This is a genomic window from Parafrankia sp. EUN1f, assembly GCF_000177675.1.
In the GTDB taxonomy this organism is placed as follows: domain Bacteria; phylum Actinomycetota; class Actinomycetes; order Frankiales; family Frankiaceae; genus Parafrankia.
In genome coordinates this window covers 12232-24596 of the sequence record NZ_ADGX01000078.1, presented here as the reverse complement: position 1 = coordinate 24596, position 12365 = coordinate 12232, and the positions used below count along the sequence as shown (strand labels likewise).

The window sequence follows — 12365 nt, the reverse complement described above, 5'->3', positions numbered from 1 at the left end:
GCCTCCACAACGGACCGCTGACGAACTGAACTGAACTGTCGGGGCGGGACGGAGAACGACGTCCCGCCCCGACACCTGTCCGTCAGAGAAGGTCCAGAGTGCCCAGCTCGCGGATCGCGGCGGCGCAGTTGGTCGCCATCGACAGGAACATCTGGTCCGAGCTCTCGGTCGGCTTCCCCGGCGCGTACACGCAGCCGATCATCGCCGTCATCGGTCCGTGCAGGGTGCCGAGGCGGTAGTCCTCGAAGCAGGCGTCGAGCGGGTAGTCCGTGACGCCGTGCTGCAGGAGCCGCTCGTGGTACGCGGTCACCAGCGACGTCTCCTGTCGACGGCGCTGCGGGGCAGGGAGCGCCGTCGACAGGAAGTACGCGAGGTCCCGGCCGGGAAAGCCGGCCTCGAGGGTCTGCCAGTCGACCGTCACCACCTGCCCGTCGGCCGTGAACAGGAGGTTGTCGAGGCGGTAGTCGCCGTGAATCAGCGACGTGCGGTGCCGGATCTGCCGGCCCCACCGCGCGATCTGGTCGGCGGTTCGGAGCAGGACGTCGGCGTCCGCCAGGGAGAGATCGGCGCGGAAGCGGGCGACGAACGCGTCGGCCGCGCTGACGAGCACCTCCCGCATGGAGCGCAGCGTCGTCTCACTCGTCCGCCGCAGCCAGGTCGCCTGTTCGGTGAGGGTGTCGTCGTTCCAGAACGGCGCGTGCAGGCCGGCGAGGTTGCGCACGGCGGCGGTCGCCTGGTCGATCGTGCACCCCTGGACCTGTCGTCCCGGGCTCGCGGGGTGGGCGTCCTCGAGGACCAGGGTGAAGCTGAGCCCGTCGTCGGCCAGGCCCGCATACCAGCAGCGCGGCACCCGGATCCGGGCCGACGGGGCGAACACGCGGTAGAAGCCCGTCTCCTGCCGATAGGCCGTGGCGATCAGCGACCGGGCCCTGAGATCGCCGGCGGCCATCTTGATGACGACGGTTCTCGGTGCGCTCCCGTCCTGCCCGGGGCGGGCCTGCAGGTGGAAGCGGTAACTGGCGCCGAGCTGGCCGGTACCGATCGCCTCGTGACCGACAGCGATGATCTCGGTCTCGGTGCCGCCGGCACGCAGCGCCGCCGTCAACCACTGCGGGGTCACCGCAGCCGGATCGTCGACGACCGGCACCTGGCCGCCGGCGTTCCTCTGGTGATTCGGCTCGTCGTGATTCGGCTCGTGATTCGGCTCGTGACTCGGCTCGTGACTCGGCTCGTGATTCGTCGGCATGGTGGCTCAGGCCTCCGGGCGCGCCGGGGCGCCGTCGAACAGCTTGCGGAAGCCGCTGGGTGCGTGCGGACCGATGACGAGCTGTTCCAGCACGCCCAGCCCGGTCCGGTCGCCCCACCTGGCCCGCATCACCTGCTGGACGTGGATGCAGTCGGGAGCGAGGGTGTCCAGCTCGGATTCCTTGTGCGTCTCCGCACCGACGACGAGCTCACCGTGCCACCGGCCGTGCCCCCAGACCGGATGCAGGTAGCCGACGCCCTTCATGCGGAAGGTGCGCAGCGGTTCCAGCTCCACCGCCTCGCCCGGCCCGAGAACCAGGGTGGCTCCTTCGGAACGGCGCAGTCCCGCCGCCCACCGCACGTCATGCCGCACCCCGCGTAGCCGTCGGATGCCGAGGTCCGTCTCCGGCCCGAAGACCGGGCTGCCGTCGCCGAGCACGGGCAGCACCGCCGCCGTCTCGGTCCAGGGCCGCCCGCTCTCGTCCTCCATCACCGTGTAGTGCAGGCACTGGTCCGGGAAGTTGAGCGGGGCCCAGAGGAAGAACGTCTGGGGCTTCATGCGGCGGGGCGCGCCGGGAATGGGATCGCCCAGGCCCCGGATGCCCCACGAGCGGTCCTTCGTCCCGACGACGCCGACGGCACCGTCCCCGACGACGCCGTCCCCGTCTCCGCCGGCACCGGCACCGGCACCGGCGGCACCTGTGCCCGTCGCGTTCAGCTGGATGGACTGCCCGCCGACCGTGAGCTGCCCGCTCCAGCTCACCATCTGGGTTGCCCGCGTGACGTCCATCAGCGGGTAGGTCCCGTCGTTACGGGTGGCCCTCGGTTCCTCGTAGGCGGCCGTGCGGGCGGTGGCGGTGAGGTCGGCGACCAGCCCGTGCTCCGGCGCGTCGACCCGGATGCGGCTGACCCGCATCGGCTCCACGACGTCCACGGCGATCGGGCCGACGCTGGTCCGGGTCCGGTCGAGCGGGACACGCCCGGAGGCGAACACGGACCGCTGAACACCATCGCGGACCACGCTGAAGGCCGCGTCGATGATCCCGCGGTTCGGGTAGAGCCCGAGCGCGACCGCGAAGAACATGTGCTCGTCGTAGCCGTTGAACCAGAAGCGGTCGTAGTGATCAGGATGCCCGCCACCGACGTGCGCGACCGGTTGGGCGGTCTGGTGCACGGGGTAGTCGTCGAACGGTGTGAGCATGCGGGCATATCCCTTCGGGAGGGCGGCGCGGGCATGGTGTCGCGCCTGCTGGCAGGCAGCCCCCTTCAGGGCGGTGCAGCGGCCAGACACACGATGCAGGCGGCGCTGCCCCAAGTCCTCCGTGAAACTACGGAACGCCCGTCCTGCGGATAGGTAGCGATACGGGCGGAAGGCATGGCCGCGAGCAGTGCGACAGCTGTCGGTATGCCGGGCCGACCGGCGCATCCGGGATCCGTACTGAGGCGGCCGTCTGAAGAACTGAGGCGGCCGGTCTAAAGACGGGGCGCGCCCGCAGCGGAGACAGGCCCGCGCGGCAGGCCCGCCACCACGTCGGCGGGAAGCCTGTCGCCGGCGCTGCAGGCCTCGCCGATCTCGGCGGTGGGACGTCCGAGCAGGAAACCCTGGCCATAGGGGATACCGGCGTCGGCAACGGCCTCGAACTCGGGGATCGACTCGATGCCTTCGGCCACCACCGATCCGCCGATCTCAGCCGCGACCTTGGTGAGTCCCGCGGCCACGGCGCGGCGGGCCGGATCGAGATGGATGCGATGGGTGATGAAGCGATCCATCTTGATGACCTCGGGGCGCAGGTGGAGAAGCTGTTCCAGCCCTGAGTAACAGCTGCCGACGTCGTCCACCGCGATGTGCGTCCCGTGCCCTCGAAGGGCCTCGGTGGCCATCAGAAGCTCCTGGCTGTCACCGATATGGTCGTGCTCGGTGATCTCGACGGCCACCCGTTCCGGTGCTCCGGTCCCGACGATCACGTCGATGAGGCCGCTGGTCACGGTGTCCGGCGAGGCGTTCACGGTCAGGATCACGCCGCCGGGCACGCTGGGCAGCACTCGCAGGGTGTTGCGGACCGCCGCCATCTCGAGCTCCGGCCGCAGGCCGACCATCCCGGCCGCGGCGAACAGGTCCTCGGGCCCATGCCGTCCCGTCAGGAACCGTGCCAGTCCCTCGACTCCGACGACTCGGCCGGTCGCCAGCTCGACGACCGGTTGGAAGACCACGTCCGGCGCGCCCTGATCGAGCAGCCGACGGATCTGGCGCCAGACAGCGCTGCGGGACTCCCACTGCTGGCGCAGGTCGATGACGAACTCGGTGAGAAACGACGCGAGCAGGCGCAGGAAGCCACCGTCACTCTGGTGCAACGTGGGACACGGCTGCCGGCTGAGGCCTCCGAGGAGGCCGTACACCTGACCCTCGGTGTCGACGATCGGTGTGGCGGCGTAGGAACCGATACCGAGCTCCCTGACCACGGGCAGATCGGACGTGCGCGGGTCACCTCGTACATCGGGAAGTAATGACGGCAGCTCGCCGGAGAGGATCCGGTCGTACAGGGAGCCGGCGCGGCGCACGCTCGAGCCCGGCCCACCCCAAGCGCAGCAGCATCGCCGTTGGCGATCTGGAGGACGAGCACATCGCTCTCGAGCCGGCCAAGCCAGGTGATCTCCATGTGCAACCTGCGGCGCAGCACCTCCAACAGATCGACGAGGACCGTCCACGGCTCCGTCACCGGCCACCGCGGTCCCAGGCACGATGGGCAGTGCCGGACCTCTTCGTCCACAGCTCAGGCCTACCCGTGGGGACCACCGGCACACAACACGTTCAGCCTGCCGCCGGTATCGGCCAACGGGCGGCGATCCTCCTCCGCAGCTCCGCCTTCATGATCTTCGCGGTGGAGGTGCGCGGGAAGTCGTCCACGGTGTCCAGGTACTCGGGCAGCTTCTGGCGGCCGAGCCCGGCGTCGAGAAGCAGCGCGCGCACCGTGTCGAGGTCAGGGGCGGATGCCTGCGGCGCCATCCGCAGGACCGCGCCGACCTTCTCCCCGAAGCGGATGTCCGGTACCGAGATCACCGCGGCCTCCGCGAGCCCGGGGATGACCTGCAGGAGCACCTCCTCGACCTCCGCCGCGCTGATGTTCTCGCCGCCGCGGATGATGATGTCCTTCTTCCGGTCCGTGATGGTGAGACATCCGCCGTCATCGAGGATCCCGACGTCCTCGGTGCGGTACCAGCCGTCGGCGTCGAAGGCCCGGGCCGTGATCCCGGGGTCGGTGTAGCCGACGGCGCAGTCCGGCCCGCGCGACCAGATCTCCCCTGGTGAGCCGGGCGGGACCGGGCGCCCTTCGTCGTCGAGCAGCCTGATCTCGACGCCTGGCATCGGCCGGCCGTCGGTCCGCAGCCGTGACCAGGCGTCATGGTCGTGCTTCGAACCGGTGATGGACGGGTGCTCGGTCGCGCCGTAGCTGCGCAGCACGGAGATGCCCGCCGCCGTCGCCCGCTCCGCGACAGCCACCGGCACCGCGGAACCGCCCAGGCCGACGTACCGCATGAGGCTGAGGTGCTCGGGGGTCAGGTCGGGGTGGTCCAGCAGGCTCGTGAGGAAGAAGGTGGACCCGGACCCGGCCGACAGCCCCCAGGTGAGCATCGTGGACAACACCCGGGCGGGGTCCCAGACGTCGATCAGGTGCACCGGCATGTCGTTCACGGCCGGTACGAGCAGCGCGCCGAGCATGCCCATGAAATGGCCGACGGGGGCGCCGACGAGGGACGGCAGGCCGCCGCCGGCGTTCATGTCGTCGAGCTGCACGATCTCGGCGCCGAGCGTGTTGTGGGAGTGCACGACTCCCTTCGGGTCCGAGGTCGTGCCCGAGGTGTAGGCGACGACCGCGGGCCCGTCCGGATCGGTGTCGACCGGGCCGGGCAGGGTGGGCCCCGTTTCGAGCCCCTCGAAGGGGATGACACCCGCCGGCAACGCCCGACCGCCGGCACCGTCACCAGCACCGCCACCCTCACCGCCCTGGCTGCTGCCGCCGACCACGGCGACCACCCTGAGCGAAGGCGCGGCGTCGACCACGGCTGGGAGATCCGCCAGATAATCCCGCCGGCCGAAGCGCGCGGCGGTGACGAACGCGACCACCTCGGTCCGGCGCAGGATGTACGACACCTCCTTGACGCCGTAGAAGTGCACGATCGGCACGACGACGGCGCCCAGGAACGAGGTGGCGTAGAAGGCGACGGCGGCCTCCGCCCAGTTGGGAAGCTGGAAGGCGACCGCGTCGCCCGGGCGGACTCCGCGCTCCGCCAACCCGCCGGCGACCGCCAGGGCGCGCTCCCTCAGCTCGCCGTAGGTCCCCTCCCAGGGCCGCTCCAGCGAATGGACGTGGAACCGCTGCTCGGGGTGGTTGCGCAGCGCCCTGTCGATCTTCACGCCGAGGGTGGTGTCGTCCCACAGGCCGGCTCGCCGCCATTCGGTGGTGACCTCGCTCGGCACGGGTCGGATGGGCCACCGGTGCGCAGACATCTGATCTCCTCAGGTAACGGCGGCGCCGGGTGAGACGGCGCGGCAAAGCCTCATCGGGGTGGACCGCGCCGCGAGGGTGCGCTGCGGTGTCCAGGAGGTGTGCTCGGCGGTGTCCAGCCGCGACTGGGCGGCCGGGCGGCCCGGCGGCCCGGCGCCGCCGGGCATGGGCGTGCACCGGGCGGCGCGAGCGTGGACCGGGCGGCCGGCGTTCGGCCGGCGTTCGGACGACAGCTACACGGACGACAGCTACACGGCCGACAGCTACGGGGTGGTGTTCTGCTGTTCCTCGGCCGGATGGCCACCGGTTTCCAGGCCCGCCGAGGCCGCCGGTGCGACAGTGGTGGCGGTCAGCCGGGGGTTGTCCGCGCGGCTGATCCCGCCCAGGCAGAACTCCCAGAGATAGTCACCGATGTCCTGCGGCGACCAGCGCCCATGGGCGAACGCGTAGTGGTGGAACACGGACATGACGACCCGGGCGACCATCTCCGCATCCCGGCCCACATCGCTCGGCGGCAGCAGGCCGGCGTCCTGGGCCGCCCGCAGCTCCCGTTCGATCAGGTCGGTGAAGGGCTGGTCGGCGTCCGCTATCTCCTTCGGGAAGCGCTCGCGCAGGCGCCAGTGCTCGGACGTGACGAACCGGGACCAGCCGATGTCCTCGAACAGGCCGTCCACGGTGGTCGTCAGGTAGTACCGCAGCCGCGACAGCGGATCGGGAATGGCCCGCGCTGCCTCCTCGAACCGCACGGCGCTCTCCGCCACGACGTCCTCGATGACGGCGAGAAGCAGCTGGTCCTTTCCCGTGAAGTGCCGGTAGAACGTCTGCATCGCGACGCCGGCCTCCTTCACGAGCTCCTGGGTCGTGAAGGAGGATCCCTTGACGGCGATCAGGCGGCGCGCGGCGTCCACGATGCCCCGCGTCTGCTGGATGCTGCGGGAGCGGGAGCGATGCACCACCGGCGACCGGTCGGCGGCACGTTCAGCCCAGCCCATGGGAGGAACAGTACCCGCGCTCAGACCGGTGACAGGACCACCACCGGAATGGGCCGCTCGGTACGCGTCTGATAGGCGTCGTAGTTCGGCCACACCTTCGTCACGATCTCCCACAGCCGTGCTTTCTCCGCGTCGGAGGCCGTCGCCGCGCGGACCGTGAAGCGCTCCGCCTGCACCTGGATCTCCGCCGCTGGGTTCGCGAGCAGGTTCCGGTACCACTCGGGATGCTCCGGCGCGCCGCCCTTGGACGCCACGACCAGGTAGTCGTCCCCGTCCCGGGCGAAGATCAGCGCACTGGTGCGCGGCTGGCCGCTGCGCCGCCCGGTGGTGGTGAGCAGCAGGGTGTGCACTCCGTTCCACTCGTAGCCGACCTCGCCGCCGGTCTCCCGGTAGCGCCGGACGTGCTCGGCGCCGACAAGAGCGAGGTCGGGCGCCTGGTAGCCCGGTGAACTCATGAGCATCGCCTCTCGGATGGTCTGGTCTGCTGCCGGCGGTGTCAGCCGAACAGCGTTGTCAGCCGAACAGCGGTCGTCAGCCGAACAGCACGGGGATCTCGGTTGCTCCGCGCTCGTACATCCCGATCAGCCGCGGCGGCGCCACGTCCGGGTCGAGCCGCAGGTTCGGCAGCCGGTCCAGCAGGGCGCCGATGCCGACCGCCATCTCGGCGCGGGCGACATGCATGCCCAGGCAGATGTGCGGCCCGCCACCGAAGCCCAGGGAGCGCTTCATCGGCCGGTGCAGGTCGAACTCGTCGGGGCGATCCCACCGGGCCGGGTCCCGGTTCGCCGCTCCGATGCACAGGTGCAGCACCGACCCCTTGGGCAGATGCACGCCGTGGAAGTCGACGTCCTCGGTGACCCACCGGGAGAACATCGGGTCGGTGGGTGTCCAGCGCACGGCCTCCTCGATCGCCGGCCGCAGCAGCGACCGGTCCTCCCGGACGGCGGCCAGGACCTCGGGGCGGGTCAGCAGGGCGGTCAGCGTGATGCCCATCTGCTTCCAGGTCGTCCCGGAACCCGCGAGCAGCAGCAGGACGGCGAACGTGTAGATCTCGGCGTCGGTCAGCTGGTGCCGGACGCCGTCCTCGTCGGTGACCTCCGCCTCGACGAGGATGCTGATCAGGTCGTCCTGCGGCTGTTCGCGGCGGGCCGCGACGATCGGCGCGAGATGCTGGATCACCTTCGCCGGCTGGTGCAGCGCCTCGCGGATGTCCAGGGCCTCCTCGACCGGGACGCCGAAGCTGCTGGTGATCGTCAGCACCGGGATGGCCGCGCAGAAGTCGACGTTGAGCTCAGCACGGCCGTCGTCCACAAAACTGTCGATCAGCAGCTGGACCGTCTCCTCGATGTACCTGCTGATCCACCACTTGGCCTTCGCCGGCACGAACGACGGCTGGACGAGGGCGCGGTAGCGGCGGTGCCGGTTCCCGCCCATCGTCAGCAGGCTGGCGCCGACCCCGACGTCGCCGTCCAGGCCGAGGCTCGTCGACGAGGAGAACAGCTCCTCGTTGCGGTAGACCTCGTCGCAGACGGCGAAGCTGAACGTGGAGAAGTGCGGGCGGTCCGGCTCCGGCAGGCCGTGGAAGCTGGCCTGGCCCTGATAGCCGGTCAGCTCGTGGACGGTGCCCTCGTGCACCGGCGCCTGCTCACGCAGCCGCCGCCACGCCGGGTAGGGGTCGTCGGTGAAGTCGCCGCCGGCGATCGCGTTGTAGCTGCTACGCAGGTCGAACAGCCGGCGAACCCGGTCACGGTCGAGAAGGTGGGTCATCGTCATCGGTCCGTCACCTGGCCACGTATCCGCCGTCGATGGGCAGCAGCACGCCGGTGATGTTGGCGGCGCGGTCCGAGGCGAGGAAGACCGCGGCCTCGGCGCAGTCCTCGGCGGTGATCGGGCGGCCGAGCGGATGCGAGGCACCGACCTGCCGGGACGTCGCCTCCAGCAGCTCCGGGCTGGACGGCAGGCCGCCGGCGGCCATGAAGTTCGTCGCCGGCATGCCCGCCGGGCAGATGGCGTTGGCGCGGATGCCGTACGGCGCCCCCTCGATGGCCACGGCGCGCGTCAGCTGGTGCACCCCGGCCTTGGTGGCGCCGTATACGGAGCCGCCCCAGGAGACGAGGCCGGCGACCGAGCCGGTGTTGACGATGACCCCGCCGTCGCCCTGCTCGCGGAACCTCAGCACGGCCTGGCGGGAGCCGAGGAACACCCCGCGCAGGTTGACCGCGACCAGCCGGTCGAAGTCGGCGACCGTGTGGTCGGTGAAGCCCGCCCCCAGCCGCGGCGTCGGGATCCCCGCGTTGTTGAACATGATGTCGAGCCGGCCGAAGCTGTCCACGGCGGCCGCGACCGCCGCCGCCACGTCGTCCTCCTGGGAGACGTCGCAGGCCACGGCCACGGCGGTGCCGCCGGCGGCTTCGACCAGCTGGACCGTCTCCTTCGCCGAGCCGAGATCGATGTCGGCGCACACGACCCGGGCGCCCTCCTCGGCGAAACGCAGGGCCGACGCCCGCCCGACACCCGAGCCGGCGCCGGTCACGATCGCGCTCCTGCCGTCGAGCAGTGCGGTGGAACTCATGTTTGTTCCCTCTCTGATGGGGAGGCGTCAGCCGCCACCGGGGCCGAGGCCGGAGCTGGTGCCGGAGCCAGCGCCAGTGCCCCGGTGGGGCAGGCGTCCACCGCGTTCTCCACGGTCTCGGGGGAGTCGCCGATCGGCTCGACGAGCACGGCCTTGGCCGCGTCGTCGTGCTCGAAGGTCGCCGGCGCGTACATCACGCACATCCCGCTGCCGATGCAGCGCCCTCGGTCGATCACGACCGTGACCGCGCCGATCTGAGCCACTTTTCAGACCCCCGCGAGCACGGGCGGCGCGGCGGGGGTGAAGCGGTAGAGCCGCTCGGCGTTGCCCCGCAGCAGCTTGTACTGGGTCTGCGCCGGGAGGTGGCTGATGATGCTCTTGACCGTCTGGATGCAGTTGGGCCAGGTGGAGTCGGAGTGCGGGTAGTCCGTCTCGCACATGATGTTGTCCTCGCCGATCTCGGCGATGCTGGCGATGCCGTGGTGGTCCTCGATGAAGCAGCCGAAGACGTGGTCGCGGAAAGTCTGGCGGACGTCGAAGGTGTCCAGGTCGACGCTGGTCGCGGCACCGTGGTCCCCGAACGTCGCGCCCCGCTGGACCCAGTAGCGCTGCTTGTCGACAACCTGCGCGGCCCGCTCCAGGTAGTACGGCATCCAGCCGACCTCACCCTCCGACAGGGCGATCCTCAGGTTCGGGTATCGCTGGAACAGGCCGGAGAACAGCCAGGACAGCATGGTTCCCGAGGTACGCATGGCGCCCCAGGTCAGGTTCGCCATGAACGGGGTGTTCGAGGCGATCTTCGGCACCTGCGAGGACGAGCCGACGTGCATCGACACGACCATCTCCAGGTCGTTGGCCGCGGCCATCACCGGCTCCCAATAGCCGGACGGATCATGGATCGTCGGCAGGCCGAGCGGCTCCGGGTTCTCGGAGAACGCGAACGACGTCGCGCCCTTCGCGGCGCAGCGCTCCAGCTCCTTCACGGCCAGGGCCGGGTCCCAGAGCGGGATGAGGACGAGCGGGATGTACCGGCCGGGGGCCGCGCCGCACCATTCCTCGATCATCCAGTCGTTGTAGGCCTTCAGGCAGACCAGGCCGAAGTCCCGGTCGGAGGCCTCGTAGAACAGCTGCCCGCAGAACCTGGGCAGCGTCGGGAAGCACAGCGACGCGAGGACGCCGGCCTGGTCCATGTCCTTGATGCGCTCGGCGGCGTCGTAACAGCCAGGGCGCATCTCGCTGTAGGCGAGGGGCTCCGGGGAGAACTCCTCCTTCGACTTGCCGGCCACCGCGGACAGGCCCGAGCTGGGGAACTTCTTGCCGTCGTAGACCCAGAAGTCCATCCCCCTGTCGTCGATCTCCATGTGCGGAGCGCGGTCGCGGTCCTTGGCGGGGACGCGCTCCACCCACAGGTGCGGCGGTTCGAGAACGTGGTCGTCGACCGAGATCAGCCAGTCGAGGTTCAGGCCGTTCGGGTCAGAGGTCATGTCTCCTCCTCCTGCTCTTGCTCTTGGTCAGGTCCGGGCGAAGCGAGGCGGGACGGGCGGGCCCGCGTCCTCCGGGCGAGCCGCTAGCGCAGCTCGCCCACAGCGATGTGCTTGACCTCCTGGAACGCCCGGATGCCGTCCGGTCCCCGTTCGCGGCCCAGGCCGCTCTGCTTGTAGCCGCCGCTCGGGGCGTACGCGCTGAACATGCCGGCGTTGACGTTCACCGCGCCGGTGCGCAGCCGGCGCGCGACCGAGGTCGCCGCCGCGAGATCGGCGCCGTAGACCTGGCCGGCCAGCCCGTAGGGGCTGTCGTTGGCGATGCGCACCGCGTCGTCGAGGTCGCGGTAGCCGAGCACGCTCACGACCGGGCCGAAGATCTCCTCCTGCGCCGCCGGGTTGCTGTTGTCCGGCAGGTCGAGGACGGTCGGCTCGACGTAGTAGCCGCGGTCCAGCCCGGCCGGGCGGCCGCCGCCGAGGGCGACCTTGCCGCCGTGCTGTTCGGCCGCCGCGATGATCCGGGCGCAGCGCTCGCGGGCGGCGGCGTTGATGAGCGGGCCCATTGTGGCCTTCTGATCGGACGGCGGGCCGACGGTCAGCGCGGAGTAGGCCTGCGCGACGATCTGGACCACCTCGTCCTTGCGATCGGCGGGCACCAGGATGCGGGTGGCCGCGACGCACGCCTGCCCGGCGGTCATCGCCACCACCGCCGCCGCACCGGCGGCGACCCGCTCCACCGCGTCCGGCAGGTAGATCTGCGCCGACTTGCCGCCGAGCTCGAGGGCGACCCGCTTCACCGTGGGCGCGGCCTGGGCGAGGATGCTCCGGCCGACCGCGGTGGAGCCGGTGAAGGACACCATGTCCACCGCCGGGTGGCTGGTGAGCAGCTCGGCCCCGGCCGAGCCCTGCTCGATCACGACGCTGAGCACGCCGGGCGGCAGGCCCACCGCTTCCGCCGCCGCGCCGAAGGCCAGCGACGAGATCGGCGTGAGCGGGCTCGGGCGCAGCACGACCGAGTTGCCGGCCATCAGCGCCGGGATCAGCTTCTGGAACGCCATGATGATCGCCCCGTTGTAGGGGGTGATCGCCGAGACGACCCCGACCGGCTCGTGGCGGCGCACGCTCGCCTTGAGCCCGCCGCGCACCAGCTCGTCGAGCGGGACGGGGTTGGCCTGCTCGTGCGGCATCGACAGGTAGAGGTCGATGGTGTTGCGGGCGAGCGTGATCCCGGCCGCGTACTGCGCGAACTCGGCGAAGAGCACCGGCTGACCGGCCTCGGCCACCATGCTGGCGACCAGCGGCGCGTGCAGTGTCTCGATGTGGTCGAGCAGGGCACGCAGCACCCTCGCCCGCTCCGCCACCGGGGTCTCGGCCCAGGTGCCCTGGTCGAAACTGTCCCGCGCGGCGAGGATGGCCCGCTCCACATCGGCCGGCGACGCCGCGGCCACGCTCGTCACGACCGACTCGTCGGCCGGGTTCTCGACGTCGAACGACTCGTCGCCGTCGACCCAGCGTCCGGCGATGTACGAGCGGCGTTCGGCGAGGATCTCCGTCACGGTGCTCGCTCCTT

11 protein-coding genes are annotated in these 12365 nt (G+C 70.9%); all 11 read right to left on the bottom strand.

The genetic code is table 11. The features are described from left to right. Window positions 1–82 precede the first annotated feature (82 nt). Complete coding sequence (locus FREUN1FDRAFT_RS22290; protein WP_232295338.1) at window positions 83–1120, bottom strand: ecdysteroid 22-kinase family protein; 1038 nt, start codon at window positions 1118–1120, stop codon at window positions 83–85. A 132-nt stretch (window positions 1121–1252) separates the two neighbouring features. Continuing rightward, window positions 1253–2446 carry a hypothetical protein gene (locus FREUN1FDRAFT_RS22285; RefSeq protein WP_006542458.1) on the bottom strand — a complete coding sequence of 398 codons (1194 nt, stop codon included), beginning with the start codon at window positions 2444–2446 and terminating at the stop codon, window positions 1253–1255. A 272-nt stretch (window positions 2447–2718) separates the two neighbouring features. Next, window positions 2719–3804, bottom strand: coding sequence for an EAL domain-containing protein (locus tag FREUN1FDRAFT_RS22280; protein WP_006542457.1), 1086 nt, complete (start codon window positions 3802–3804; stop codon window positions 2719–2721). 250 nt (window positions 3805–4054) lie between these two features. After that, window positions 4055–5752 (bottom strand): AMP-binding protein, encoded by a 1698-nt coding sequence (locus FREUN1FDRAFT_RS22275; protein ID WP_006542456.1) that lies wholly within the window; start codon window positions 5750–5752, stop codon window positions 4055–4057. Window positions 5753–6013: 261 nt separating this feature from the next. Further along, a complete protein-coding gene (locus tag FREUN1FDRAFT_RS22270; protein ID WP_006542454.1) occupies window positions 6014–6742 on the bottom strand; it encodes a TetR/AcrR family transcriptional regulator in 729 nt (242 codons plus the stop codon). Window positions 6743–6762: 20 nt separating this feature from the next. Continuing rightward, complete coding sequence (locus FREUN1FDRAFT_RS22265) at window positions 6763–7197, bottom strand: nitroreductase family deazaflavin-dependent oxidoreductase (protein ID WP_006542453.1); 435 nt, start codon at window positions 7195–7197, stop codon at window positions 6763–6765. A gap of 76 nt (window positions 7198–7273) precedes the next feature. Further along, window positions 7274–8515, bottom strand: a complete 1242-nt coding sequence (locus FREUN1FDRAFT_RS22260) for a cytochrome P450 (RefSeq protein ID WP_006542452.1) — start codon at window positions 8513–8515, stop codon at window positions 7274–7276. Between the two features lie 7 nt (window positions 8516–8522). Further along, complete coding sequence (locus FREUN1FDRAFT_RS22255; RefSeq protein ID WP_006542451.1) at window positions 8523–9314, bottom strand: SDR family NAD(P)-dependent oxidoreductase; 792 nt, start codon at window positions 9312–9314, stop codon at window positions 8523–8525. Further along, window positions 9311–9577: a ferredoxin gene (locus FREUN1FDRAFT_RS40700; RefSeq protein WP_006542450.1), complete on the bottom strand. Its 267-nt coding sequence runs from the start codon at window positions 9575–9577 to the stop codon at window positions 9311–9313. Before FREUN1FDRAFT_RS40700 ends, FREUN1FDRAFT_RS22255 begins: the two co-directional genes overlap by 4 nt. 3 nt (window positions 9578–9580) lie before the next feature. Then, window positions 9581–10798, bottom strand: a complete 1218-nt coding sequence (locus FREUN1FDRAFT_RS22245; RefSeq protein WP_006542449.1) for an amidohydrolase family protein — start codon at window positions 10796–10798, stop codon at window positions 9581–9583. Between the two features lie 83 nt (window positions 10799–10881). Further along, the gene (locus tag FREUN1FDRAFT_RS22240; RefSeq protein WP_006542448.1) at window positions 10882–12351 is read right to left on the bottom strand and encodes an aldehyde dehydrogenase family protein; all 1470 of its coding nucleotides are present in this window, start codon (window positions 12349–12351) and stop codon (window positions 10882–10884) included. Between the last annotated feature and the right edge of the window lie 14 nt (window positions 12352–12365).

Bases quoted from the DNA above. Each gene is read 5' to 3' on its own strand.
- FREUN1FDRAFT_RS22270 (WP_006542454.1), bottom strand. From the start codon at position 6,742: ATGGGCTGGGCTGAACGTGCCGCCGACCGGTCGCCGGTGGTGCATCGC.
- FREUN1FDRAFT_RS22265 (WP_006542453.1), bottom strand. From the start codon at position 7,197: ATGAGTTCACCGGGCTACCAGGCGCCCGACCTCGCTCTTGTCGGCGCC.
- FREUN1FDRAFT_RS22255 (WP_006542451.1), bottom strand. From the start codon at position 9,314: ATGAGTTCCACCGCACTGCTCGACGGCAGGAGCGCGATCGTGACCGGC.
- FREUN1FDRAFT_RS22245 (WP_006542449.1), bottom strand. From the start codon at position 10,798: ATGACCTCTGACCCGAACGGCCTGAACCTCGACTGGCTGATCTCGGTC.
- FREUN1FDRAFT_RS22260 (WP_006542452.1), bottom strand. From the start codon at position 8,515: ATGACGATGACCCACCTTCTCGACCGTGACCGGGTTCGCCGGCTGTTC.
- FREUN1FDRAFT_RS22275 (WP_006542456.1), bottom strand. From the start codon at position 5,752: ATGTCTGCGCACCGGTGGCCCATCCGACCCGTGCCGAGCGAGGTCACC.
- FREUN1FDRAFT_RS22285 (WP_006542458.1), bottom strand. From the start codon at position 2,446: ATGCTCACACCGTTCGACGACTACCCCGTGCACCAGACCGCCCAACCG.